This is a genomic window from Flavobacterium pedocola (assembly GCF_053764385.1).
Genome location: NZ_JBSNCR010000004.1, coordinates 261,591 through 286,489 on the forward strand (window position 1 = coordinate 261,591; position 24,899 = coordinate 286,489).

At 39.8% G+C, this 24,899-nt stretch carries 24 protein-coding genes; 8 read left to right on the forward strand and 16 right to left on the reverse strand.

Features of this window, described 5'->3' with window-relative positions:
- Positions 1-88: 88 nt before the first annotated feature.
- A complete protein-coding gene (nhaA, locus tag ACWPKD_RS11105; RefSeq protein WP_455412749.1) occupies positions 89-1,243 on the forward strand; it encodes a Na+/H+ antiporter NhaA in 1,155 nt (384 codons plus the stop codon).
- A 25-nt stretch (positions 1,244-1,268) separates the two neighbouring features.
- Here nhaA and ACWPKD_RS11110 read toward each other — a convergent pair whose 3' ends face one another.
- The 7 genes from ACWPKD_RS11110 to recF form a co-directional block, all read right to left on the reverse strand.
- Positions 1,269-2,096: an energy transducer TonB gene (locus tag ACWPKD_RS11110; protein ID WP_455412750.1), complete on the reverse strand. Its 828-nt coding sequence runs from the start codon at positions 2,094-2,096 to the stop codon at positions 1,269-1,271.
- A 168-nt stretch (positions 2,097-2,264) separates the two neighbouring features.
- Positions 2,265-2,783: an RNA polymerase sigma factor gene (locus ACWPKD_RS11115; RefSeq protein ID WP_455412967.1), complete on the reverse strand. Its 519-nt coding sequence runs from the start codon at positions 2,781-2,783 to the stop codon at positions 2,265-2,267.
- A gap of 38 nt (positions 2,784-2,821) precedes the next feature.
- The gene (locus tag ACWPKD_RS11120) at positions 2,822-3,928 is read right to left on the reverse strand and encodes a glycosyltransferase (protein ID WP_455412751.1); all 1,107 of its coding nucleotides are present in this window, start codon (positions 3,926-3,928) and stop codon (positions 2,822-2,824) included.
- A 97-nt stretch (positions 3,929-4,025) separates the two neighbouring features.
- On the reverse strand, positions 4,026-4,640 hold the full coding sequence (locus tag ACWPKD_RS11125; RefSeq protein WP_455412752.1) for an FMN-binding negative transcriptional regulator: 615 nt from the start codon (positions 4,638-4,640) through the stop codon (positions 4,026-4,028).
- A gap of 80 nt (positions 4,641-4,720) precedes the next feature.
- Positions 4,721-5,734, reverse strand: coding sequence for a UDP-N-acetylmuramate dehydrogenase (gene murB, locus ACWPKD_RS11130; RefSeq protein ID WP_455412753.1), 1,014 nt, complete (start codon positions 5,732-5,734; stop codon positions 4,721-4,723).
- Between the two features lie 18 nt (positions 5,735-5,752).
- Entirely contained in the window at positions 5,753-6,448 is a 696-nt protein-coding gene (locus ACWPKD_RS11135; protein ID WP_455412754.1) for a thioredoxin domain-containing protein, read from the reverse strand.
- Positions 6,449-6,473: 25 nt separating this feature from the next.
- Positions 6,474-7,553 (reverse strand): DNA replication/repair protein RecF, encoded by a 1,080-nt coding sequence (gene recF, locus ACWPKD_RS11140; RefSeq protein ID WP_455412755.1) that lies wholly within the window; start codon positions 7,551-7,553, stop codon positions 6,474-6,476.
- Positions 7,554-7,688: 135 nt separating this feature from the next.
- Between recF and ACWPKD_RS11145 the strand changes: the two genes are divergently transcribed.
- The 6 genes from ACWPKD_RS11145 to ACWPKD_RS11170 all read left to right on the forward strand — a co-directional run bounded on the left by ACWPKD_RS11145 (position 7,689) and on the right by ACWPKD_RS11170 (position 13,743).
- Complete coding sequence (locus tag ACWPKD_RS11145) at positions 7,689-8,480, forward strand: tetratricopeptide repeat protein (RefSeq protein ID WP_455412756.1); 792 nt, start codon at positions 7,689-7,691, stop codon at positions 8,478-8,480.
- 2 nt (positions 8,481-8,482) lie between these two features.
- Entirely contained in the window at positions 8,483-8,977 is a 495-nt protein-coding gene (gene ribH / locus ACWPKD_RS11150) for a 6,7-dimethyl-8-ribityllumazine synthase (protein WP_367230879.1), read from the forward strand.
- 161 nt (positions 8,978-9,138) lie between these two features.
- Positions 9,139-11,019 (forward strand): DNA mismatch repair endonuclease MutL, encoded by a 1,881-nt coding sequence (mutL, locus tag ACWPKD_RS11155; RefSeq protein ID WP_455412757.1) that lies wholly within the window; start codon positions 9,139-9,141, stop codon positions 11,017-11,019.
- Complete coding sequence (locus ACWPKD_RS11160; protein WP_455412758.1) at positions 11,016-11,750, forward strand: rhomboid family intramembrane serine protease; 735 nt, start codon at positions 11,016-11,018, stop codon at positions 11,748-11,750. The genes mutL and ACWPKD_RS11160 overlap by 4 nt, the downstream gene beginning before the upstream one ends.
- 55 nt (positions 11,751-11,805) lie before the next feature.
- On the forward strand, positions 11,806-12,681 hold the full coding sequence (locus ACWPKD_RS11165; protein ID WP_455412759.1) for a rhomboid family intramembrane serine protease: 876 nt from the start codon (positions 11,806-11,808) through the stop codon (positions 12,679-12,681).
- A 21-nt stretch (positions 12,682-12,702) separates the two neighbouring features.
- The gene (locus tag ACWPKD_RS11170; RefSeq protein ID WP_455412760.1) at positions 12,703-13,743 is read left to right on the forward strand and encodes an endonuclease/exonuclease/phosphatase family protein; all 1,041 of its coding nucleotides are present in this window, start codon (positions 12,703-12,705) and stop codon (positions 13,741-13,743) included.
- A 4-nt stretch (positions 13,744-13,747) separates the two neighbouring features.
- On the opposite strand, the gene ACWPKD_RS11175 is transcribed toward ACWPKD_RS11170, so the two are convergent.
- The 9 genes from ACWPKD_RS11175 to ACWPKD_RS11215 all read right to left on the reverse strand — a co-directional run bounded on the left by ACWPKD_RS11175 (position 13,748) and on the right by ACWPKD_RS11215 (position 21,428).
- Positions 13,748-14,359, reverse strand: a complete 612-nt coding sequence (locus ACWPKD_RS11175; protein WP_455412761.1) for a WbqC family protein — start codon at positions 14,357-14,359, stop codon at positions 13,748-13,750.
- A 4-nt stretch (positions 14,360-14,363) separates the two neighbouring features.
- The gene (locus tag ACWPKD_RS11180; RefSeq protein ID WP_455412968.1) at positions 14,364-14,696 is read right to left on the reverse strand and encodes a four helix bundle protein; all 333 of its coding nucleotides are present in this window, start codon (positions 14,694-14,696) and stop codon (positions 14,364-14,366) included.
- Positions 14,697-14,817: 121 nt separating this feature from the next.
- Entirely contained in the window at positions 14,818-16,569 is a 1,752-nt protein-coding gene (gene lepB / locus ACWPKD_RS11185; RefSeq protein WP_455412762.1) for a signal peptidase I, read from the reverse strand.
- An 80-nt stretch (positions 16,570-16,649) separates the two neighbouring features.
- Complete coding sequence (gene dapB / locus ACWPKD_RS11190; RefSeq protein WP_455412763.1) at positions 16,650-17,366, reverse strand: 4-hydroxy-tetrahydrodipicolinate reductase; 717 nt, start codon at positions 17,364-17,366, stop codon at positions 16,650-16,652.
- An 8-nt stretch (positions 17,367-17,374) separates the two neighbouring features.
- Positions 17,375-17,941, reverse strand: a complete 567-nt coding sequence (locus tag ACWPKD_RS11195) for a DUF5683 domain-containing protein (RefSeq protein ID WP_455412764.1) — start codon at positions 17,939-17,941, stop codon at positions 17,375-17,377.
- On the reverse strand, positions 17,941-18,840 hold the full coding sequence (locus ACWPKD_RS11200; protein ID WP_455412765.1) for a ParB/RepB/Spo0J family partition protein: 900 nt from the start codon (positions 18,838-18,840) through the stop codon (positions 17,941-17,943). Before ACWPKD_RS11200 ends, ACWPKD_RS11195 begins: the two co-directional genes overlap by 1 nt.
- A gap of 6 nt (positions 18,841-18,846) precedes the next feature.
- Positions 18,847-19,614, reverse strand: coding sequence for a ParA family protein (locus ACWPKD_RS11205; RefSeq protein WP_455412766.1), 768 nt, complete (start codon positions 19,612-19,614; stop codon positions 18,847-18,849).
- A 363-nt stretch (positions 19,615-19,977) separates the two neighbouring features.
- Entirely contained in the window at positions 19,978-20,859 is an 882-nt protein-coding gene (locus tag ACWPKD_RS11210; protein ID WP_455412767.1) for an SDR family oxidoreductase, read from the reverse strand.
- A gap of 59 nt (positions 20,860-20,918) precedes the next feature.
- The gene (locus tag ACWPKD_RS11215; protein WP_455412768.1) at positions 20,919-21,428 is read right to left on the reverse strand and encodes an SRPBCC family protein; all 510 of its coding nucleotides are present in this window, start codon (positions 21,426-21,428) and stop codon (positions 20,919-20,921) included.
- A gap of 195 nt (positions 21,429-21,623) precedes the next feature.
- Here ACWPKD_RS11215 and ACWPKD_RS11220 point away from each other — a divergent pair, with 195 nt between their 5' ends.
- Positions 21,624-24,878 (forward strand): VIT domain-containing protein, encoded by a 3,255-nt coding sequence (locus tag ACWPKD_RS11220; RefSeq protein WP_455412769.1) that lies wholly within the window; start codon positions 21,624-21,626, stop codon positions 24,876-24,878.
- Positions 24,879-24,899: the final 21 nt, after the last annotated feature.

Here is a 24,899-nt window from a genome sequence, read left to right on the forward strand (position 1 = left end):
AGGTTAAATCATAAGTAATGGATTGGGTTTACGGTTTGTGTAAAAAGTGGTATTTTAGCGAAAATTCATCATAATAGCCGAAAATAGCATGAGGGTTACCAAGTTGTTTACCGAATTCTTCGAAAGTGAAAAAGCCTCAGGAGTGGTTTTGATTGTTTGTACAATGGTATCGCTGTTGCTTGCCAATTCCGGGTTTCATGAAAATTATGAGCAGCTTTGGCAGTACCCGATTGCCAATCATTCTTTTGAACATTGGATTAACGATGGTCTGATGACGATTTTCTTTCTGCTGATCGGTTTGGAACTAGAGCGGGAGCTTTACATTGGTGAACTTTCAACATTCCGGAATGCTTTACTGCCTGTTATTGCGGCCATTGGAGGTATGGTTGTACCGGCCGGGATTTATCTGTTTTTTAATTACGGAACCCAAACGCAAGCCGGAGCAGGGATTCCGATGGCTACCGATATTGCATTCGCTTTAGGGGTTTTGTCGCTTTTGGGAAAAAGGGTGCCATTGGCCTTAAAAGTATTTTTGACTGCATTGGCTGTGATTGATGATTTGGGGGCAATTTTAGTGATCGCTGTTTTTTATACCGATTCTCTTTCTCTTTTAAATTTAGGACTGGCTTTGGGAATTATGGGGGTTTTGTTCGTATGTAACCGAATGAAAGTCAACAGCTGGATCCCTTATGTTGTGGGTGGGATAGGAATGTGGTATTTTATGCTGAATTCGGGTATTCATGCCACTATTGCCGGAGTTTTACTGGCTTTTGTGATTCCTTTTGGGGATGGAAGTGAAAATGCAATTTCCCATAAAATGCAGCATTTGCTTCATAAGCCCGTCGCGTTTGTTATTTTACCGCTTTTTGCTTTGGCGAATACCGCTGTGGTTTTTGGAGGCGATTGGATAGCAGGGTTGACCCATGAAAACAGTATCGGTATTTTTTTGGGATTGGTGTTGGGTAAACCTGTTGGGGTTTTTCTTTTCTGTTTTTTGTTTGTGATGATAGGTGTCTGCAAACTGCCGGATAAACTGAAATGGAGTCAGCTTTTTGCCACGGGTTTTCTAGCAGGAATAGGGTTTACGATGTCTATTTTTATCACCTTGCTAGCCTTTAAGGAGCAATCCGAAGAAATTACAATTTCTAAAATAGCCATCCTGATTTCCTCGTTGGTTGCCGGACTGCTGGGCTATTTCTTTTTGTTTTTTACTTTGAAGAAAAACGATACGGAAAGTAAATAAAAGAAAGGCTGGAAGCCAGCCTTTCTTATTGAACGTTAATAACAATCGGAAGATTGTAAGCGGTTCGTACAGGTTCTCCGTTTTTATAGCCCGGTTCCCATTTGGTTTTCATGGAGTTCAAAACGCGTAGGGCTTCTTTTCCTAAGTTATAACCAGGATCACGTGTTACTTTGATGTTTGATAAAGAACCGTCTTTTTCAATTACAAAATATACTAATACCTTTAATGTTTTGGCATCGTTTTCCACTTCAGGAGTGTTGAATTTTTTTCCGACATTTTTTAGGAATTCAGCGATACCGCCCGGATATTGAGGTTGTTTGTCCACCGTAACAGTAGATTCTAAAGTGTTGGTAGACGGAGTTGTTCCTGTACCGCCTGTGTTGCCAGTTGGTTTTGGTTCAAGGGCATTTCCGCCGGGTTCTTTTCCTTCATTAGTTACGGTGCTTATCTGGGCATTTTCCAATTCCTTGTTAGTGGTAACATCTTCTGTGACATTTTTCTTTTCAGTAACGACCATGTTGGTGTATTTTACCGTTTTTTCTTCAACGGGTTCTGGAATTTCAGGGCCTTTTTCTTCTTTAAGAGGCTCTTCTTTAAGAGGTTGTAGATCGACCAATACTATCGGATCGTCCGGATGTGCCGGTTTTTCTACTCTTGCCATTCCTTGTGGACTGAAATAGCTTATCGCTAACGGGATTGCTGCGGCAGAGGCAAATAAACCCAAAGCAGTAAATAAGGCTCGTAAAGTAGTTTTTGGATTTTCAGTTCTTAACTGATAAGCGCCATAGGCTTTGTTTCGTCCTTCGAAAACCATGTTTAGCCAACCGGTTTCGTAAATGTTGATTTTAGACATACTAGTAAGTTTTGAGGTTAATTAAATAGCTTCTTTTTATTTAATAACGAAAACTATGCTAGCATGGTATATGAAATGTTAAAAATTTTATAAAATAATTTTAATTTAACATTTACATTGAAGATAATGTCTGAAAATAGGAATTTATTTTGTAAGAAAAACAGTTAATTAGTGCTTTTGTTGAATGATTTCCGCCAGGAGTTTTTTTGCTCGTAACAGTTTGATTTTTACATTGTTCAGAGGTTCTTCCAGTTCATCGGCAATTTCCTGATAACTCATTTCCTGGAAATAACGCAATTGTATCACTTCTTGGTATGCGGGTTTTAATTCTTTTATCAACAAAAGTAATCGGGCCAGGTTTTGTTCCTTGATGATTTCGTCTTCCACGGAAGGAGTTGTGTCGGCCACATCATACGCCTGATGGTCTTCTTCATCGGTCATTTCCACAAACAACGCTGATTTTTTCTTGCGTAACATGTCGATGTGAACGTTTTTGGCAATAGCGATCAGCCAGGTGTTGAAGCCGTATTCCGGGTTGTAGGTCGCGATTTTGTCAAAAGCTTTGGCGAAAGTTTCGATTACGATGTCTTCGGTGTCGGTTTCGTTTTCGGTTCTTTTGAGCATGAAGCCGTAAACCTCGTTCCAGAAAAAGTCCAATAAAAAAGTAAAGGCTACCTGGTCGCCCATTTTAGCCTTTTCAATATTTTGCTGTATGAATTCTGAAGTTATTTCCAATGTACAGGTTTTGAAACTAAATTAGTAAAAAACACATTTAACTGTGTGAAGATAAGGATTATTTCAAGGACTGGGAACCAGTAGATTATATCTTTTTCTTTAAGCTTTGCGGCAGCATATCCTAATGTAGTCCAGCTGAAGATGTAACGGAAAACGATTAATCCGGCCACAATCATCCATTGGAACTGAAAGGCTAACAGTAAAACCGCCAAAAGCAGGAAACTTAATTGGGAGAAATAATACAATCCCAGTTGAAATTTATCAAATCCTTTGTACAGTTTTGCGGTGGAAACATGACGGCGTTTCTGGTTGAACCAACTTTTCCATGTTTTTTTAGGTTCCGAAACCGTAAAACTTTCCGGAGTATAACAATACGTCGTGTTGCTGCCTTTTGCTGCCTGATTGATAAACAGATCATCATCACCGGAGCGCACTGTCATATGTTCGATAAAACCATTTACGCGGAAAAACTCCTCGCGTTTGTATGCCAGATTTCGGCCCACACCCATATAAGGTTTCCCCATCTTCGCCCATGAGAAATACTGGGTAGCGGTTAACATGGTTTCGAAACGGATGATTTTATTTAAGAACGAACCTTTAATTTTTTCATAAGCCCCATAACCTAAAACAATGGTTTTGTGCATCGTGAATTGAGAGCTCATGTTCGTGATCCAGTCTTTCGAAGTCGGGTAACAATCCGCATCCGTAAACAATAAATATTCTTTGGAAGCAGCTTTGATTCCCAGTGTTAAAGCGAATTTTTTATTCCCCCAAAAGGCTTCGTTATTCTGAACCTTAACTAATCTGATGTTGGGATACTGACGCTCAAAGGCTTCGAAAATCTCAAGGGTGTCATCGCTGGAAGCATCGTCAATTAAAACGATTTCGAAGTCCGGGTAGTTTTGCTCCGCTAAAATCGGGATGAATTCTTTTACGTTTTCGGCTTCGTTTTTAGCGCACACGATAACAGAAATAGGAATGCGTTTCGGGGTGATCTGCTGGTTTTTGGCAAAAGCGAATTTTCCGAAAACAATCAGATAATAAAATAGTTGAATGGCAATGATTCCGATAAAAACGTAAAGTAAAATTAGCAGCATAGGAAAGCCCGGATAGTGTTAAATTTCAGGGCAAATTTAGTGAAAAGAGTTCACTTAAATAAAATTGACAGGCTTAGTTTTTAACAATCGACAGCGATTAACCCCGATCTTTTTTCATGGCTTCGGCAATATGGTGCGAATTAGCATCTTTTCTTTTTTCCAGCTCGGAGATGACGGCTTTGTGGTTTTTATCGTCGCGGTTTTGGGAAAGTTTCTTTACAGCCTGAAGGTCGGTGATCTCTATTTCAAAAGCCACAATTCCCTTAATTTGTTTCATGGTTTCTGAAGAAAGATTTTCAATACGCACCGGATTTTTGGAGGCCGCTTCGTATTTATCGACCAGTTTTTTCATGGCGAAAAGCAAGTCGTCGCCTTCGATGATTTTTACTTTTCCGTAAACATGTACCGCAAGATAATTCCAGGTCGGGACGTTTTCATGATCGTACCAGGAAGAAGAGATGTAGGAGTGAGGTCCGTTAAAAATAGCCAGCACTTCATTGTTGTTTTCAAAACCGGTCCATTGCGGATTTTCTTTGGAAATATGTCCGAACAACACTTCTTTGCCCGCAGCATTCGTCTCCAGTTCCAAAGGAATGTGCGTACCCCAAAGTTTACCCTGCGTCTGATTCACCAATATCCCAAAGCTGTTGTTTTTGATAAAGCTTTTGATTTCTTCGGTGTTTTCGTTTTTGTAAAGGTCGGGGATGTACATTTGGAATTATGAATTATAAGTTATGAATTGTGAATTTTAAAATATCAAATAACCGAAAAATCAAATAACCAAATCATCGGCTAAATAATATTCACTTCCGCCTCAATGGCAATGCCGAATTTCTCCAAAACCGTCTTCTGGATTTCCTTTGATAAATTGAAGATTTCCTGACCGGTGGCGTTTCCGTAATTGACCAAGACCAAAGCCTGTAAAGTGTGTACGCCGGCATCTCCGAAGCGTTTGCCTTTAAAACCGGCTTGTTCGATTAGCCAGCCCGCCGGAACTTTTACTTCGTTTTCACCTACGTTATAATGTGGCATATCAGTGTAAATAGCATGCGCTTTTTCGTAGACTTCTTTTGCAACGATTGGGTTTTTGAAGAAACTGCCGCTATTACCCAACTCTTTCGGATCCGGAAGTTTACTTTGACGGATGGCAATTACCGCGTCACTTACTTCTTTAATGGAAGGATTGGTGATGCCGTGTTTAGCCAGTTCGCCGTCAATAGCACCGTATGATGTATTTATTTTGTGGTTTCTTTTGGTTAGTTTGTAAACTACTGAAGTGATTACAAATTCGTTTTTTGCTTCGTTTTTGAAAATACTCTCACGGTAACCGAATTTGCATTCTTCGTTGTTGAATGTTACAATTTCCTGAGTATCAATTCGCATAGCTTCGCAGGAGACGAAAGTATCTTTTATTTCCGCACCGTAAGCACCAATGTTCTGAATAGGAGTAGTGCCGACATTGCCCGGAATTAACGACATGTTTTCAATACCTCCGAAATCCTGCTGGATGTTCCACAATACGAATTCATGCCAATTTTCTCCTGCATTTCCTTCCACCCAAACGTAATCGTCGTCTTCCTTAAGGATTCTTTTGCCTTTAAGATTCACGTGGATTACCAAAGCCTCAATGTCCTGTGTTAAAAGCATATTGCTTCCGCCGCCAAGAATGAACAGTTTTTCGTTCTGGTGTTCTTTTAGGATTTGTGCCAGTTCTTCGGTATTGGAAACATCCACAAATGATTTTGCTTTGGCTTCAATTCCGAAAGTGTTGTAGTTTTTTAAGGAGAAATTATGTTGAATCTGCATTGAATGTCAGGCTTTTGATTAGTTAAGTTGCGCTTTTAACTCTGTTTCGGAAACAAAACCGTTCTTTTTCCATACTTCTTTTCCGTTTTTGAACACGAGCACCACCGGGAGTTCCTGGTAGCCCAATCCATTGAAAAGTGCTTTGTTTATATCAGCATCCAAACGAACGATTTTAGCTTTTCCAGCGTAGTCTTTCTCCATTTTAGTAAGATAGGGTGCCATTTTTTTGCATGGGCCACACCATTCCGCGTAGAAATCGATAACCACGACTTTATCGGAACTGATTAATTTTTCATATTCAGATTTGCTCATGCCTTTGTCTGCTGTTTTTGCTTCGGATGGATGGGAAGCGCTCCATTTCATGTAACCACCGTCCATTTCGTAAATGGTTTCAAAGCCCATTTCGGATAGTTTGGCTGCTGCTTTTTTGCTTCTTCCGCCGGCTAAACAGTATACAAAAATCGGTTTTGATTTATCCAGTTTGCTTGCTTCAGCTTCGAAATTATCACCATTCCAGTCGATGTTTTTCGAATTGCTAAGAGCGCCACCGGCATATTCACCGGAAGTTCTTACGTCTAACAATTGTGCGCTCGAGGTCGATTTTAATAAAGACTCAAAATCGGTAACGGAAACACTTTTAAAGGTTTGGCTTTCACTGCAGTTGCTGAAAAGTAATGTGGTAAAAGCAATGGTTATGATTTTTAATGCGTTCATTCTTAATTAGTTTTGGGCCGTAAATTTACAAATTAAATAGTTTGTATGACTGATGTGTGGATTTTACAATGGCTTCCGTACGTTCCGGATGCGTATCGGAGATGAACAATTGCCCGAAGGTTTCATCGTTCACCATTTCCACAATTTTGCTCACACGGGTTTCATCCAGTTTGTCGAAAATATCGTCGAATAATAAAATGGGTAAAACGCCGCATTGTTTTTTGATGAATTCGAACTGCGCCAGTTTTAACGCGATCAGAAACGACTTTTGTTGTCCCTGTGAGCCGAATTTTTTAATCGGAAAATTGTCGATTTCAAAGGATAAATCATCTTTATGGATGCCGACGCTGGTGTATTGCAGCGCGCGGTCTTTTGCCAGGAATTCGTCAAACAGATCCAAAAGCGGTTTTTCAAAGAGCTGACTTTCGTAAACAATCTGTACACTTTCCGCCGAATCGGTAATCGCTTTGTGGTGCTTGTCGAAAATCGGGATGAAATCGTCCAGAAACTGTTTGCGCTTTTCAAAAATTTGTTTCCCAAGCGTTTCCAGTTGTTCGTTGTAAATCGATAAAGTGTCTTTTTCAAAAGTCTGATTAAGCGCAAAATATTTCAACAAGGCATTGCGCTGGGCAACAATTTTCTGATACTGAATCAGTTGTTGTAAATAGTGGCTGTCCAGTTGCGAAATAACGCTGTCGATGAATTTTCGTCGGGTTTCACTGCCTTCGATAATCAAATCCTGATCGGAAGGCGAAATAATCACCAAAGGGATAAAACCGATATGGTCTGAAAACTTTTCGTAGGGTTTGTTGTTGCGTTTCAGGACTTTTTTCTGGCCTTTCTTTAAACTGCATACGATTTGTTCCTGGCGCTCTTCTTTTTCAAAAACGCCGTCCACTACAAAAAACTCTTCGCCGTGACGGATATTCTGCAGGGCCAAAGGGTTGAAATAGCTTTTTCCGTAGGCGAGGTGGTAAATCGCATCCAGGATGTTGGTTTTCCCGATTCCGTTCCTTCCTACAAAGCAATTTATTTTTGCATCGAAATCGAATGTGGCTTCGGCAATGTTCTTATAATTGAAAAGGGAAAGTTTCTTGAGATGCACGTGAAATCCTGAATTATTGAAGCGATTTTAAATCATTTTTCAAAAGTGGGTGCAAATTATTGAAAAATATCGACAAAAAGGATTTCCATATATGAATAAAAATTTTATTTTTGCCGTTCAATAAATTAAAAATAGATGGCAACATATAACAAAAGAGGTTATAAACAACCAAAACCAAAAGACGAAGCAGTTGAAAACCAAGTTGAAGTTGAAGCAGTAGACAACATCAAAGAAGAAGACAGTGCCACGGCTGAGGTGTTTAATACATTAGACGAGAGTGCTAATAAGTTAGAGGATTGGGTTGCTAAAAATCAGAAATACATTTTCGGAATTGTAGGGGTTATTGCCATTGCAGCTGCCGGGTATTTATTATACAGCAAATTTATCGTTGAGCCTAAAGAGACTGAGGCTGCAAACGAAATGTTCCAGGCACAGCAATATTTCCAACAGGCTGTAGACGGTCAGGCGGCTAATGATTCACTATATAATCTTGCTTTAAAAGGCGGGGAAGGAAAACTTGGTTTTATCGGAATTACTGAGCAGTATTCCGGAACGAAAGCGGCTAACCTTGCACATTACTACGCTGGGATGTCTTACCTGAATACAGGAAAATTCAAAGAAGCCGTAGCGGAATTAGAGCAGTTTAAATCAAACGATATGTTTTTAAGTGCAATCGCTACCGGAGCTATCGGTGATGCTTTCTCTGAATTAGGTCAGAAAGAAGATGCCTTAACGTATTACAAAAAAGCGGCTGATGCAAGTATCAACGATTTTACTACACCAAGATACATGTATAAAGCAGGTATGTTAGCTTTGGATATGGGTAAAAAACAAGATGCTTTGAAATTGTTTACCGATATTAAAGAGAAATACGAAATGTCTCAGGAAGCACAAAACATTGAGGCAACGATTGCAATGATTGAATAAGCATGGCAACAGCAAATAAGAATTTATCCAATTACGATAAAAACACAATCCCAAACGCGAAAGATTTTCGGTTTGGGATTGTTGTTTCAGAATGGAACGATAAAATTACCGAAGGCTTGTATTCCGGTGCGGAAGCAGCACTTTTAGATTGCGGGGCACTGCCGGAAAACATTATCCGTTGGAATGTTCCGGGTAGTTTTGAATTGGTGTACGGCGCACAACGCATGATTGTAACCCAGGAAGTGGATTGTGTGATTACCATTGGTTGTGTGATCAAAGGAGAAACCATGCACTTTGAATTTGTATGTGAAGGCGTAACGCAGGGAATTAAAGATTTGAACGTACAGACTGATGTTCCGGTAATCTTTTGTCTTTTAACCGATAACAACGAACAGCAGTCCATCGATCGCAGCGGGGGAAAACACGGAAACAAAGGAACGGAAGCGGCAATCGCAGCTATCAAAATGGCCGATTTAAGAAGAAATACAGCGCAATAAGCGTATTCTTTTTTACAATATGAAAAACCTATTCGGAAGAGTAGGTTTTTTTGTTTTTTTATGATTTCATAAACGATAAAACCCAAGAGATTTTCGTTAAATTTGTGAACTTAGGTTATGCATCAATTCATAACTTATAATTCATAACTTATAATTTTTGAATGTCGAGCATCATCCAATTACTTCCAGATCACGTTGCCAACCAGATAGCTGCCGGTGAAGTCGTTCAGCGACCTTCATCCGTAGTGAAAGAACTGGTGGAAAATGCCGTGGATGCGGGAGCAACCGAAATCAAACTGATCGTCAAAGACGCCGGAAAAACATTAATCCAGGTGATCGATAACGGTAAAGGGATGTCGGAAACTGATGCTAAACTGTGTTTTGAACGCCATGCGACTTCTAAAATCCGTCATGCGGAGGATTTGTTTTCCCTGCATACTAAAGGATTTCGTGGTGAAGCCTTGGCCTCCATTGCGGCGATTGCCCATGTGGAACTGAAAACCAAACAGGATCAGGAGGATTTAGGAACGCATCTTATCATTGAAGGGAGCAAATTTGTGTCTCAGGATGTAGCGGTTTTGCCCAAAGGGACTTCCTTTTCCGTAAAAAACCTGTTTTTCAATATTCCGGCGCGTCGTAATTTCCTGAAATCGGATACGGTTGAGTTTCGTCATATCGTTGATGATTTTGAACGGGTAGCTTTGGCGCATCCGAACATTCATTTTGTACTGATGCACAACGGTAGCGAAATGTTCAATTTGCCGATTTCCAATACAAGACAGCGAATTGTCAATGTTTTTGGCGGAAAGACTAATGAAAAGCTGGTGCCAGTTTCAGAAAGTACTGAAATTGTCGGAATCCAGGGGTTTGTCGGAAAACCGGAATTTTCCAAGAAGAACCGTGGGGAGCAGTTTTTCTTTGTAAACGACCGATTTATCAAAAGCCCATACCTGCACCACGCGATTATGGCCGCTTATGAAGGTTTACTGAAAGACGGCAGCCAACCGAGTTATTTCCTGTTTTTAGATGTTCCTCCGCACACTATCGATATCAATATCCATCCGACCAAGACCGAAATCAAATTCGATGACGAACAATCGATGTATGCGATTTTGCGTTCTTCGGTCAAGCACAGTTTAGGGCAGTTCAATGTTGCGCCGGTGCTGGATTTTGAAAGAGACGCGTCTTTGGATATTCCGTATGATTATAAAGATAAAGAAAGCGAAACGCCTTTAATTCAGGTGGATGCGAATTTTAATCCGTTTGCGGAAGAGAAACCCTCAAGAGTTTTTTCTTCTTCTTCAGGCGGTTCCCATTCTTTTGGTTCCGGGTATAAAAAGCAGGAAAGTCAGGCGGGTTGGGAAAGTTTATACGTCGGATTGACACAGGCGACTGATGAAATAGACGTCAAGGAAATTCAGTTTGAAAGTGAAGAAGTGACCGGATCGCTGTTTGAAGACGCCGAAGTGGAATCGGCTGGCAATAAAACGTATCAGATTCAAAAAAAATATATAGTAAGCCCGATTAAATCCGGATTGCTGGTCATCAGTCAGAAAAGGGCGCATCAACGGGTTTTGTATGAGCAGTTTTTGACAAACATCACCGTGCACCAGGCGGCAAGCCAGCAGTTGTTGTTTCCGTTGGAACTGCATTTTTCGCCTTCTGAAATGCTATTGTTGAAGGAGTTACAGTCTTCGTTGGAAAATACAGGATTTGTTTTCAACGCCATGACCACCGAGATCGTAATGATTTCAGGATTGCCGTCGAATGTAACCGAAAGCGAGGTTAGGCCGTTATTGGAAGAACTGATTCATGATTTACAGGGAGAGCTTCCGGAAAGCAGTTTCAGTCAATGCGATCGTATTGCGAAATCCATGGCGAGAAGTCTGGCTGTAAAAACCGGGGCTTATTTAACGGAAAAAGAACAGGAAAATATGGTGAATTCCTTATTTGCCTGTAAGGAACCGAATATTTCACCTTTTAATAAACCTACTTTCATTACGTTGGATGTTGAAGATTTAGACAAACGATTTGCCTTATGATAAACCTGACCGATACCGTTAAACATCTGATCATTATAAATGTGATCTTTTTTGTGGGTTCGTTATTCGTGCCTGCAGCTCAAGAGTATTTATCGTTGTACTATTTTGAAAATCCAGATTTCAAGATCTGGCAGCCTTTGACCAGTGTTTTCATGCATGCAGATTTCAAGCATATTCTGTTTAATATGTTTGGATTGTTCATGTTTGGAAGTACTCTGGAAAGGATGTGGGGAACCCAGAAGTTTTTGTTTTTTTATCTTTCCTGTGGTATCGGGGCTTCCTTAATCAGTTCCTGGGTTAATTATATTGAATTTCATCAATGGTTGAATTCTCTTGCCGATTTAGGCTTTAATAAAGATGAAGCTCTTACTATACTGAATCAGGGTATGTATGATAAAAGATGGGAAGAACATACGGATTTTTTCAAGTTGAGAAAAAGTTTCTTTTCAGTTGGATTAGGAGCTTCCGGTGCTATTTATGGGCTTATGGTAGCTTTTGCTTTTTTATTTCCCAATGCTGAATTTTTTACCTTTCCTATCCCAATTCCGATTAAGGCCAAGTATTTAATCACCGGATTATTGCTGATAGATTTGTTTTCGGGACTAACCGGGGCATCGCTTTTTGGTAGGGGAGGAATCGGGCATTTTGCACACTTAGGAGGAGCGCTTATCGGTTTTATCATGATGTGGTACTGGAAGAATAATCAGTTTAAGAACAATCGCTGGGATTAGTTTTGGGTTGGCAGAAAGCAGTAAACAGTATTCAATAAACAGTATATTTTAGTAAATGGATATTTTAGACGATTTAAAATTACAATACCGTACAGGAGGAATCACATTGCAATTGATTTTTTGGAATGTGGGTATTGCAATCCCCTTTTTTATCTTCAACAGTTATTTTAGAAACATCTATTTCCTGCTTGCCGATTGGCTGGCACTATCCTCATCGTTTCAGGAGTTTGCTTTCAAGCCATGGACTTTTTTCTCCTATGCTTTTTTGCATGCGGGCGTAGGGCATTTGCTGTTTAACATGCTGGTATTGTTTATGTCGGGAAGGTTGTTCTTAACCTATTTTACACAAAAACAGTTTTTAGGAGTATATTTTATCGGTGCTTTTTTCTCTGGGCTTGCGTTCGTTATCTCAAGTTTTCTGCTTCATGTAAACGGAACATTGATAGGAGCATCCGGAGCCATTATGGCTATTTTGTTTGTACCGGTTTGTTATGCGCCTACCTCCGAAGTCAAAATACCTTTAATCGGATATGTTAAACTGTGGCATATTGGTTTTGTGTTGTTGTTTATGGATTTAATTCAGATTCCGATGGAAAATACCGGAGGGCACATTGCGCATCTGGGAGGGGCATTTTTCGGGTTTCTGTACGTTAAATTATTAAGGAACGGCACCGATTTGAGTAAAATCGTGTCCAATATTATTGATTATTTCGTTACTTTGTTCCGCCCACGAAAATCTACCCCGTTTAAAAAAGTACATCGTAATACGAGTACCCAAACAAAAAATCAGCCGAAACCGCAAAAGGACTTTACCCAACAACAGATTGACGATATCCTGGATAAAATCAGTAAGTCCGGATACGACAGTCTGACCAAAGAAGAGAAGGAATTTTTGTTTAAAGTAGGTAAGGATAATAGCAGTAGTCAGTAAACCGTTAGCAGTATTCAATACGTGAAAAAGTTATCTTGGATTAATAAAACAGCGTTTTTCTTCAATATTGTCTTGGCATTATTGACTTTTCTCGCGTATTTATTGCCGTTCCTGGCGCCTAAGATGTTTCCTTTTCTGTCGGTTCTGACTTTGGTTTTACCGCTCATGCTGATCTTAAACATTGTATTTCTTTGTTATTGGCTGATACAACTGAAGCGTCAGGCGTTCTTGTCTGCTGTGGTATTTTTGATCGGGATTACTTTCTTTAATAAGTTTTATAAATTTTCCGGAAAAGATCTGGTAAAAGAAGAAGGCGATTTTACGATAATGAGTTATAATGTGCGTCTTTTCAATGTTTTTGAATGGATGAGCAAACAGAATATACCGGAAGATATTGTTGACTTTATCGGCTCGCAGGATCCGGATATTTTATGTATTCAGGAATATTCCACTTCTGCTAAAATCAAGTTGGAAGCCTATAAGTACAAATATATCCTGATGCAGGAAGGGGATAATATCCGTACCGGTCAGGCCGTTTTTTCTAAATTCCCCATTGTTCATAAAGGGGAAATCGAATTTCCCGGGTCCAATAACAACGTGATATTTGCCGATATTAAGATTAAACGCGATACCATTCGGGTGTACAGTATTCATTTACAATCCACCAAAATCAGCCCGGACATTAAGGAGGAAATAGACGAGGCGAAATCCAAAAAGATTTTCCGCCGCGTAAGTGAAGCTTTTGCAGAGCAACAGGTGCAATCGGAACTAATTAAGGAACACAAAGCCGAGTGCAATTACCCGATGATCATATGCGGCGATATGAACAACAGTGCTTTTTCGTATGTTTACCGTAACATAAAAGGGAATATGAAAGATACTTTTGAAGAAGCCGGAGAAGGTTTTGGAAAAACGTACGACTATGAATTCTATCCCGCGAGAATCGATTACATCCTGGTAGGTAAGCAATTTGATGTAAAGAGTTTTAAAAACTTCGATAATTTCATTAACTCAGACCATTTTCCGATCAGTACAAGAATCAGCCTGAAGGAAGAGGAATAATAAACTATAAAGTTTGGTTTTTTAGGTAGTCCATTGCATAACGGCCTTCGTTAAAAAGCAAATCCAGAATGCTCAGGTTGTTCAAAAAACCGTGTTTTTCTTCAAAAACCTGCGTGTAAGGTTCAAATTGTGCTTTGTCTTTTTTACCGTTAGCCAGCTGTCTGAAATCGGTCTTATCGGTTACTTCATGAAAATACTCTTCCGTTTTTCCATAGTCGAATTTCATGCCTAAACAATCCGTAACGATTTCCATAGTTTGAAAATTCAAATCCATGATGAATTCATGCCTTTTTTCGAAAATCGGACGGATATCATCTTCAAAATACTCAAAGAAAGGTGAGGTTCTGTAGGCAGCTTCCAATGATTTGAAATGGTTTTTCTGCCATCCAAAAGCATTTTCGATGCGGACATCCTTGAATTTCTGATGGAGTTCGTCACTGTGTTTAACAGGGATATTCAGCATTTGGATCCCGTTTGGGGAATAAATATACATCCGGTTACGATTGGTTTGTTTCTGGTAATTGTCTTCCATTTCAAATGTGATCGTATCGGCTTTTACCATTGCCGCAAAATGACTTACGGATGGAAAATAAGTGGGATGTATAAGGATGTTCATTTGGTTATTTGTGAATTTGGTTATTTGTTACTTCCAATGATTTGTCAATTTGATAGTTTCGCAAAGCATTCAATTTATTAGTAATGCTTTCCAGATTTTTACGCAAATCAATGTATTGGTTTTCTGAAATAAACTTTAATTCATGTGAGATGATCAATTGATTAAGAACTTCTACTGCTGAACTGAAAGCCATTGTTGTGAAATGGGTTTTGTCTTTGAAACTCTTTCTTGCTGAGCCTTCCGCTACATTCGAACAAATAGATATGGATGCCCTTCGGAGTTGACTAATCAATCCAAATTTTTCTGTTTCGGGAAATTCCGAAGTAACCTGGTAAATTGATTTTGAAAATTAATTTGCTTTAATCCATACTTCCAGTTTTTCAAATGAAAATACAAACATCTTTTTAAAGCAATTTAATTAACGAATAACCCAATAACCGAATCATCAAAACACTAGTTTATGCTTTTGCTTTTCTCTTTTTGTAAAAACTGTAGCCAAACCATCCTAAAAGAGCTAACAGGAAGTATTTGAAATACGACACTGGTTGTCCTTCACCGCCAACGGTTGTAAACAGTCTTTCCCAACGGATTTTGTCGATAGCTTTGCTCCAAGGAATATTAGGATCCATACTCATCCAGATGAATACAGGTTTTCCAACCACATGATCGAACGGAACGAAGCCCCAGTAACGGGAATCTTCCGAGTTGTGGCGGTTGTCTCCCATCATCCAATAGTAGTCTTGTTTAAACGTATAGTCCTTTACAACCTGACCGTTGATACGAATCTCATCGCCGTTTACTTTCAAATCGTTGTGCTCGTAATCAGTGATTATGGCCTTGTAAAAAGGAAGGGTTTCCTTGTTTAATGCTACTTTTTGCCCTGCTCCCGGAATGGTAATGGAGCCTAAGTTGTCTTTTGTCCATTCTCTTTGTCCTTCCGCATGAGGGAAAATCTCAATGGATTCTTTAACACCTAATACGGATTTTTGGTTTTTGATAATTTCCGCGAAATCTTTTGGAATATAGTCGATGAACAATAAGTTGTCTTCAGCTCTCAAAACCACATTGTAGCCTTGCGCTTTAAGTTTTGCAGTGATATTATCCAGCTCAGGGTCTTTGGTTTGCGGGTTTAATTTGAAAACATAAGACTTTGGCTTGTTTGCATTAGAAGTGTCAATCAATTTGGTTACTTCCAATACGCCTTGAATCGATTTTAATTTAGCTGCTTTCTCCGCTGTAAGGGCAGGGAAATAAATTAAACTGTCAATAGGGTTGTGCTGAAACCTGTCATAAGTATTCAGCTCAGTGAATTCTTTATTGTAATCGGTATTTGCTTTGTAATCAATTTTTGCAGCATACGAATACTGAAGTTGTGTTCTTTCCGGATAAACCAGTTTGGCATTATTGATGTATACGTCTCCGTTTTTGATATCGAGTTTATCACCCGGGATCCCAACACATCGTTTTACATAATTCGATTTTTTATCATTAGGTTTCAGTGTGTGTTGGTGTTGAGCATCTCTGAATTTGTACACAGTATCTGTAGGCCAGTTGAATACCACAATGTCGTTACGTTCGATTTTCTGGATTCCAGGAAAACGGAAATACGGTAATTGCGGATAGCTTGCATACGATTTCATGCCCACTACCGGAATTGTATCGTGAACCATTGGTGCGGCAACCGGTGTCATCGGTGTACGGGCTCCGTAATGGAATTTACTTACAAATAAGAAATCACCCACCAATAAGGATTTTTCCAATGATGAGGAAGGAATTGTAAAAGGTTGCATGAAATAGGTGTGTACCAATGTAGCAACTACCAAAGCAAAAATTAAAGAGCTGATGGTGTTTTCCTTTGGAATCGCATTCTTATTCGGGATGTGGGTTACATTCTGTGTATAGTTGATGTAATAGATGTAAAAACCAAGAGTAACAATACCTAAAATGGTGTCAACTGTAGATTTTTTGCCGAAAGCGCGTAAGGTTTCCACCCAAATTACCGGGAACATCATAAGGTTCACCACCGGAATGAAAAGTAATGCCGTCCACCAGGTTGGGCGGTCGATTATTTTCATCAAAACAATGGAATTGTACACGGGAATAGCAGCTTCCCATGATTTTCTTCCTGCTTTTTCATATAATTTCCAGGTTCCTAAATAATGAACTAATTGAATAACCAGGAAAAATATAAACCATTGTAAAAGTGTCATAATGTGTTTATTAGTTTATTTGATAATTTGTTATTTGGTGATCGGATACTTTGTTTAATTTGACTTTTCGAATAAACGAATTAACGCATAACCGAATCGCCTATGTTTAAAACATCTTTCATAGTGAAAACACCCTTTTTCCCCTGAAGCCATTCTGCGGCTACTACGGCTCCCAGCGCAAATCCTTCACGGCTGTGGGCGGTGTGTTTGATTTCTATCTGATCCACTTCAGAATCGTAAAAAACACTGTGTGTTCCCGGTACATTTTCGATACGTTTGGCATCGATATGGATTTCATCGCTTTTAGGCGTTTCCAAAGTCCATTGGTTGTACGCACTGTTTTTTATGATTCCTTCTGCCAATGTGATGGCTGTTCCGCTTGGGGCATCCAGTTTTTGGGTGTGATGGATTTCTTCCATTGCTACCTTGTACTGTTTTAAATTGGACATCATTTTGGCTAAATAATCATTCAGCTCAAAAAAAATGTTCACCCCAAGACTGAAATTAGAACCGTAAATAAAAGCGCCGTTTTTGCTTTCGCATAAGGCAACCATATCGTTGTAATGCTCCAGCCAACCTGTTGTTCCGCATACCACTGGTACATTAGTATCAAAACATGCCGAAACGTTACTGACTGCAGCGGTCGGAACGCTAAAATCTATGGCAACATCAGCATTTTCAAGACCTGAGTAATCGGAATCGTGGTCCTTTCGCAATACGATTTCATGGCCTCTTTCCAAGGCGATGCGCTCGATTACTTTTCCCATTTTACCGTATCCTAAAAGTGCAATTTTCATGGTGTTGTTTAAAAATTATAATTCAGCGTTAAGCCTAAGTTGTGTTTGTAATTTATTTCGTTTTGGTATAAATCCGGTCGTAATGAAAGGTTTTCGTTTACGTTGAATTGCATTAAATGCGCATCAACATTGGCATCCACAATGTTCAAAATGTAGATGGCTGTGGTGATTAAAACTGATAAATCCCTGTTTTTCTGATAGAATTTTTGTCCCTGTATAAGGCTTTCGTTGCTTAAACCACCAAAATAAGGATCGTTGGCGTCAGCTGTTCCGTTTAACCTTCTTTTGTACTCATCCCTGAAACGATGGTATTTTTTATTGTTGTCTGCGTAAAAATAAATCCCGGTTCCCAATCCGATATATACTATCGGCACTTTCCAGTATTTTTTATTGTAAACCTGCCCCAATCCGGGTACCACGGCCGAATAAAAAGCGGCTTTTGAAGGAGAAAGCGGGTCGGTTCTTTTGGCTTTAACGGAATCTTTTGCCACTAAAAGCGTTTGCTCAGTTTGGGCAAAAAACGATTGAGGTGCTAAAAACAGTGCAAAGAAAAATATGAGCAGTAACCGATTCACTATCCGTTGATTAGTTTGATAATTCTATTGAAATCTTCTTCGGAATGGAACGGAATAGTGATTTTACCTTTTCCGTTTCCGGCTACTTTTACGTCAACTTTCGCGCCGAAGAAGTCTGTAATGGCTTTTTTCTTGTCGTGGCTTACATCAAAAGAAGAACCTTTAGGCGCTTTTGGTGCTGTCGGTTTCAAGCTGTCCTGATACGCTTTAACCAAAGCTTCCGTCTCCCGTACGGAAAGGTTTTGGCTTACGATTTTCTGGTAGATATCGGTTTGAACATCAAGGTCTTCCACGTTGATGATGGCACGTCCGTGTCCCATGGAGATGAAACCGTCGCGGATTCCGGTCTGAATGATCGGGTCTAATTTTAATAAACGCAAGTAGTTGGCGATCGTGGAACGTTTTTTACCCACACGGTCACTCATTTGTTCCTGAGTCAATTGTATTTCGTCAATTAAACGTTGGTAAGACAAAGCGATTTCGATTGGATCTAAGTCATGACGCTGGATGTTTTCCACCAAAGCCATAACCAGGGAATCGTTATCGTTTGCTAAACGGATATAAGCCGGAATGGTTGTTAATCCGATTAATTTGGAAGCGCGTAAACGGCGTTCCCCTGAGATTAACTGGTATTTATTGAAATCGGTTTTTCTAACGGTAATCGGTTGGATAACCCCTAATTCGCGAATTGAAGAAGCCAATTCCTGTAAAGATTCTTCGTTGAAATTGGTTCTCGGTTGAAACGGGTTGATTTCTATTGCATCGATTTCCAGCTCAATAATATTGCCGACAACTTTGTCTGCATTTTTATCCTCAACCGATTTGATATCGTTTTCCGGATCTTTTAATAATGCTGATAATCCTCTTCCTAATGCCTGTTTTTTTACCACTTTAGTCATACACTATTAATTGCTGTTTTTCTTGATGATTTCTTCTGCCAAGTTCAGATAATTGGAAGCGCCTTTGCTGGTAGCATCATAATTGATAATGCTTTCTCCGAAACTCGGTGCCTCACTAAGTTTGATATTTCTTTGGATGATGGTTTCAAAAACCATGTTGTTGAAATGCTTCTGAACTTCTTCCACCACCTGATTGGAAAGACGTAAACGCGAATCGTACATCGTTAACAATAAGCCTTCGATGTCCAGTTCCGGATTGTGGATTTTCTGTACACTTTTGATGGTGTTCAATAGTTTTCCTAATCCTTCCAACGCAAAATACTCACACTGGATCGGGATTACAACCGAATCCGCAGCTGTTAAAGCATTCAAAGTTAAAAGCCCTAAAGACGGAGCACAGTCAATGATGATGTAGTCGTATTTGTCTTTCACACTTTCCATCGCCTGTTTCAGCATGTACTCACGGTTTTCTTTGTCCACCAATTCGATTTCGATAGCCACAAGGTCGATATGTGCCGGAATTACCGAAACATTCGGAGCCGAACAGCCAATAGTAGCTTCATCGGGTGTATTGCTATGTTCCAGAATCTGGTAGGTTCCGATTTCAACAGCTTCTACATCAATTCCCAATCCGGAAGACGCATTGGCCTGCGGATCAGCATCGATCAATAAAACTTTTTTCTCTAAAACACCTAAAGCGGCCGCTAAATTAACGGAAGTCGTAGTTTTTCCAACGCCACCTTTCTGATTGGCTATAGCAATGATTTTACCCATTTTGTCTTTACAAATTTTGAAGCGTAAAAATACAATTTATTATGGTTTATGAAAATGTTATTTGTTAACAATCTCGCAAAGTTTGAAGTCTCAGTTTTCAGTCACAGTTTGCAGCCGCAGTTTGCAGCCGCAGTCACAGTTTTCAGTATCATTATTATTTTGTGATATTTTAAAAAATAAGAAAAAGCGTACTGAATTTTTCTAATCGGACAGGTTTATGTCTGATCGCATTTTACTGCAAACTGTGACTGTGACTGTAAACTGTTTTGCGGTATTTTTGAAAATAAAAAAGTTAGCCCGAATTTCTTCAAGCTAACTTTGATTTTTATTGCATTTTCTGAAAACTGCGACTGCGACTGAAAACTATTTGTTTCCTTTCGATTTAATCATCATCTCCAGCATGTCCCACAATTCTTTCGGAACCTGTTCCAATAAGTTGAACTGACCGGCACCTTGCAGCCATTCACCGCCATCGATAGTAACGACTTCACCATTGATGTACGCCGAAAAATCAGAGACTAAATACGCCGCTAAATTCGCTAATTCCTGATGATCGCCCACGCGTTTTAAAGGCACTTTTTTGGCCAAATCGAATTTCTCTTTTAAATCACCCGGAAGTAATCGGTCCCAGGCGCCTTTTGTAGGGAAAGGTCCCGGAGCGATAGCGTTCATGCGGATGCCGTATTTTGCCCATTCCACTGCTAAACTGCGCGTCATGGCTAAAACGCCTGCTTTTGCCGTGGCTGAAGGAACCACAAAAGCGGAACCGGTCCAGGCATAAGTGGTTACGATATTTAAAACGTTCGTATTTTCCTGCTTCGCCTCAATCCAGTGTTTTCCGAATGCCAGCGTACAGTTTTTGGAACCTTTCAGTACAATATCGATAATCGTATCCCATGCATTTGCCGATAAACGCTCGGTAGGTGATATAAAATTTCCGGCAGCATTGTTCAGTAAAACATCTACTTTACCAAAAGCTTTCAGGGTTTCGGCCAACATGGCTTCCACCTGATCGTAATGACGGACGTCGCATTGGACTGCCAGGCATTTTCCACCGGTTTCGGCTTCAAGTTCTTTGGCAGTAGTTTGCAGTTTTTCCAGATCGCGGGAAGTAATGGCTACTTTTGCTCCCAATTCAAGGAAATATTTGGTCATGGCTTTTCCAAGACCACTTCCGCCTCCGGTAACGACGATTACTTTGTCTGCCAGGGCATTATCGCGTAGCATTTTTGCTGAAAAGTTCATAGCGTTGGTTTTTTAGAAGCGTAAAGATAACGAAAAATACTATGCTTGCATATTAACTGCTAATTTTTGAGCAGATAATCTTCCAGACGGTCCAAAGTCGCTTTGAAACTGAGCTCCATGCTTCCATGGTTCTCGCCAAAGGTTTTTATTTCGGCATCCGAGGCATTGTAGGGTAAAATGATAAAAGTGAGTACCGTAGTTCCGTTGGTTTCTTCCAAAGTAATGATGTTGAACATCTCCAAAGGCCAGTTTTCGTTGAAAGGCGCTCGGATAATTCCTGCATTTTCATCGGAAAAACAGTTAAGGAATTCAATTTTCTTGTTGGGAAGAATTTCCTTGAACACAAAGCGTCCCCACATTTTAAGATCGTCTGGGGATTGAAGGCAATAATGGCAAATCCCTTCCGGACGGAAATCAAAAGTGGCTACATTGGTTGTAAAACCAAGCGGTCCCCACCATTGTGCAAATCTGTCGGCTTCTGATAAGGCTTTAAAGACTAGGTTCTTTGGGGCTTTAAAATCTCTTGAAATGACAAGCTTGTTGTCAATGTACAGATTGTGCTGCGACATACGTTATAAAAATTTGATTTTCTTAAAGATAAGAAAAAAAAATTAAATTATAACATTATGTAATTTATAGCGTTGTTTTTCGTTTTTTCGTTATAAATCAAAATTTCAGAAAAAAATCAAAATAGCTTTCCAACCTTTTTCTGATTAATAGTATCTATATACTTAAAAGGTTAATTGTGTCCAAAAAAAATAAGTATGAAAAAAGTATTCGCTACCCTGTTGTTGCTGACCGTAGGTGCTGTTAAAGCCCAAAGTCCAAAGCTGAATGTAAAAGGCCAGGATTCACTAAACGTGAGGATGAACCAAATGTTTGTAGACGTCAAAATCATAGGCAACATCGCTTATACAACAACAGAAATGCACTTTGTCAATTCCGGATCAAGAGACATGGAAGGCGAACTGTTATTTCCGTTACCGGAAGGAGTTTCGGTTTCCCGATTTGCCCTTGATATCAACGGGAAGATGCGTGAAGCGGTTCCGGTCAATAAAAATAAAGGGAAACAGGTTTTCGAAGCGATACAGCACAGAAGGGTAGACCCCGGTTTATTGGAAAAGGTGGATGGTAATAATTTTAAAACCCGAATCTTTCCCATTTCCCCTAATAAAGAACGAATCGTAATCATCGGTTATGAGCAGGAACTTTCCGATTACGAGAAAAACAGTGCGGCATATCAGTTGGTAAGCAAATACGCCAACAAGCTCGATAAATATGAAATTAGCGTAAATGTCACTGCGGGTAATGTGACACCGCTGTTAATTAAGGATAACAAGGCAGCATCTCCAATGGAGCAAATGACTGAAATGTCCGGAAGTAAATCGTATGCTTATTCAATAAAGAAACTTAACTATCAGCCATCCGAGAATTTTTTGATCAAAATCCCGAAACAAAGCGAAGTACCAGATGTTTTTGTTCAATCGCTTGGGGATCAGTATTATTTTTATGTGAATGCGACTGTAGAAAGTTCTAAAATAAGAAAGCAGGCACCAGGTTCCATAGGATTGGTTTGGGATAATTCCTTGAGTTGTCAGGGGAGGGATTTGGACAAAGAGTTGAACTTCCTTGAGGGTTATTTTAAGGAGGTTAAGAATACGACTGTTACTTTGTACCTGCTTAATTATACTTTTGAGAAAAAGAAGGATTATGTAATTACAAACGGAGATTGGTCTGCCCTAAAGGCCGCTTTGCAAGCCGTTCAATATGATGGCGGTACGCGTTTTTCAAAAATGAAGCTGGCGGGCAATGATGAATATTTTTTCTTTACGGATGGTATTTCTTCCTTAAGTGATAATGAACTTCAGAAAATCAAAAAGCCGATTTATACCATAAGTTCTCTGGTCTCTTCAGATTACGCATTATTGAATTATACTGCTGCGAAATCAGGTGGTGATTTTATCAATCTCAATCAATTGAGTGTAGAAAAAGCGCTGGAAAAAGCACTTTACCAGCATTTGAAATTTTTAGGGATCAAAGAAAATTTTTCTGTGGTTGAAACCTATCCGGGAGTAGGAACAACAGTTGCGGGTAGTTTTAGTGCTTCGGGAATCTCCCTGAAACCGAAAAATGAGGTCGTATTGCTTTTCGGTTATGGGGACAAACCTGTTATGGAGAAGAAAGTCGTGCTTAATGCAGAGGATAAAGCAACGCTGCCGGTAAATATTGAAAGAATATGGGCTCAGAAGAAATTAGCTTCTCTGGAAATCCAGTCTGCCAAAAATGCTTCGGAAATAGAAACATTAGGCAAACGCTACGGAATCGTTACCCGAAACACTTCATTGATTGTTCTGGAAGATGTCAACGATTATATTTTATACGATATCACACCTCCTCAGGAATTAAGGGAACAGTATGACGTTTTGATGAAACAGAGAGGGGAACAAGCAAAAGCCACCAAGAAGGATAACTGGAAACAAATCGAAAACTATTACAATGAGTTAGCGACTTGGTGGAATAAGGATATTAAATACAGCGCCCCAAAACCATTGCCAAAGCCAAAAGCTACTACATCAACAAGACCGAGCGGATCAGCTGGCAGAGTTACCGGGGTTGTTACCGAAGGCGGCGTTCCGATACCGGGCGTTTCGGTTGTGATTAAAGGTACCAACAGAGGTGTGCAAACCGATTTTGACGGGGTGTATTCCATCAATGCACAACGAGGAGAAACTTTGGTGTTTTCCTATCTCGGGATGCATAATAAGGAAGTAGTCGTTAGGAATGCAAACAATTATAATGTTACGATGGAGGCTGCTTCAAGTAGTTTGGAGGAAGTTGTTGTGATGTCTTCGGCACCTACCAGTGATGGTACAAAAGCTGCTGATGCCCAGGAAGACGTTCAGGAAGTGCATAAAGGAGAAGCGGACTCAAATGACGAGATAGAAGAGCGCCCAGGGGTGCAATTAGTAGCAAGAGCACAAGGTATTCGGGTGACTTCGTCCGTTCAGACGGTGCAGGGCAGAACGATTGAAAGCAGATTGGACGGCTCTGTGATGACAGACACACTTGCATCCGGAAGGATAAGTAACAGGAATTTAAATTGGGCTGAAACCAAAACAAAAGCCTGGAATCCGGACAGAGTTTATTTAAAAGCAATGGACGCCGCTCCGAAGGAAAAACGATATGCGTTATATCTGGAACTGCGAAAAGAACAGTTGAACAACCCAAGCTTCTATTTTGATGTGGCCAATTATTTTTATAACGACGGTGAAAAACAAAAAGCCCTATTGATTTTGAGCAATATTGCCGATTTGAGCCTTGAGAACCATCAGTTGTATAAATCCCTGGTGTATCAGTTGCGTCAGTGGGAAGAATACGAAGACGCTTTGTTTGTCGCTCAAAAAGTTGCAAAATGGAGGGAGCACGAACCGCAAAGTTACAGGGATTTGGCTCTTACACTTGAAGATAATAAAAAATACCAGGAAGCCTTTGATGCGTTACTTAAAGCCTTAAATGTCAGCTATTATGAAGAAATGAGCGGTCAGTATGACGGAATTGAAGACATCATACTTATGGATATAAACCGTATGCTGTCGGAACACAAAGGAATTAATGATAACGAATTAGAGGATACGTTTAAAAGTAAGCTGCCGGTTGCCGTAAGAATCATCCTGAATTGGAACCAGATGGATACCGATATCGACCTGCATATAATCGAGCCCACCGGAGAAGAGTGTTATTACGGGAAAAGGACTACCGAAGCCGGTGCGCGATTCTCAAAAGATTTCACACAGGGTTATGGTCCGGAGCAATATCTTTTGCGTAATAAAGTGAAAGGGAAATTCATCATTAAAACAAACTTTTACGGTGAAAGAACTCTCACGCAGACAGGCCCGGCAACGGTAATGGTTGAAATTTACACCACGGGTAAAGACGGTAAAACCGAAAGAAAATTGCAGACCATTCAGTTAGGGAAGGTGAAACAAAATGAAAATTTAGCGGAAATCATTGTTGAGTAAAAATAAAAACCAGTCGAAAGA

Bases quoted from the DNA above. Each gene is read 5' to 3' on its own strand.
- ACWPKD_RS11215 (WP_455412768.1), bottom strand. From the start codon at position 21,428: ATGTCGCAGCACAATCTGTACATTGACAACAAGCTTGTCATTTCAAGA.
- ACWPKD_RS11220 (WP_455412769.1), top strand. From the start codon at position 21,624: ATGAAAAAAGTATTCGCTACCCTGTTGTTGCTGACCGTAGGTGCTGTT.
- lepB (WP_455412762.1), bottom strand. From the start codon at position 16,569: ATGACACTTTTACAATGGTTTATATTTTTCCTGGTTATTCAATTAGTT.
- ACWPKD_RS11145 (WP_455412756.1), top strand. From the start codon at position 7,689: ATGGCAACATATAACAAAAGAGGTTATAAACAACCAAAACCAAAAGAC.
- ACWPKD_RS11110 (WP_455412750.1), bottom strand. From the start codon at position 2,096: ATGTCTAAAATCAACATTTACGAAACCGGTTGGCTAAACATGGTTTTC.
- nhaA (WP_455412749.1), top strand. From the start codon at position 89: ATGAGGGTTACCAAGTTGTTTACCGAATTCTTCGAAAGTGAAAAAGCC.
- ACWPKD_RS11160 (WP_455412758.1), top strand. From the start codon at position 11,016: ATGATAAACCTGACCGATACCGTTAAACATCTGATCATTATAAATGTG.
- ACWPKD_RS11120 (WP_455412751.1), bottom strand. From the start codon at position 3,928: ATGCTGCTAATTTTACTTTACGTTTTTATCGGAATCATTGCCATTCAA.
- murB (WP_455412753.1), bottom strand. From the start codon at position 5,734: ATGCAGATTCAACATAATTTCTCCTTAAAAAACTACAACACTTTCGGA.
- ACWPKD_RS11200 (WP_455412765.1), bottom strand. From the start codon at position 18,840: ATGACTAAAGTGGTAAAAAAACAGGCATTAGGAAGAGGATTATCAGCA.
- ACWPKD_RS11210 (WP_455412767.1), bottom strand. From the start codon at position 20,859: ATGAACTTTTCAGCAAAAATGCTACGCGATAATGCCCTGGCAGACAAA.
- ACWPKD_RS11135 (WP_455412754.1), bottom strand. From the start codon at position 6,448: ATGAACGCATTAAAAATCATAACCATTGCTTTTACCACATTACTTTTC.
- ACWPKD_RS11175 (WP_455412761.1), bottom strand. From the start codon at position 14,359: ATGAACATCCTTATACATCCCACTTATTTTCCATCCGTAAGTCATTTT.
- ribH (WP_367230879.1), top strand. From the start codon at position 8,483: ATGGCAACAGCAAATAAGAATTTATCCAATTACGATAAAAACACAATC.
- dapB (WP_455412763.1), bottom strand. From the start codon at position 17,366: ATGAAAATTGCACTTTTAGGATACGGTAAAATGGGAAAAGTAATCGAG.
- mutL (WP_455412757.1), top strand. From the start codon at position 9,139: ATGTCGAGCATCATCCAATTACTTCCAGATCACGTTGCCAACCAGATA.
- ACWPKD_RS11205 (WP_455412766.1), bottom strand. From the start codon at position 19,614: ATGGGTAAAATCATTGCTATAGCCAATCAGAAAGGTGGCGTTGGAAAA.
- ACWPKD_RS11165 (WP_455412759.1), top strand. From the start codon at position 11,806: ATGGATATTTTAGACGATTTAAAATTACAATACCGTACAGGAGGAATC.
- ACWPKD_RS11125 (WP_455412752.1), bottom strand. From the start codon at position 4,640: ATGTACATCCCCGACCTTTACAAAAACGAAAACACCGAAGAAATCAAA.
- ACWPKD_RS11115 (WP_455412967.1), bottom strand. From the start codon at position 2,783: ATGGGCGACCAGGTAGCCTTTACTTTTTTATTGGACTTTTTCTGGAAC.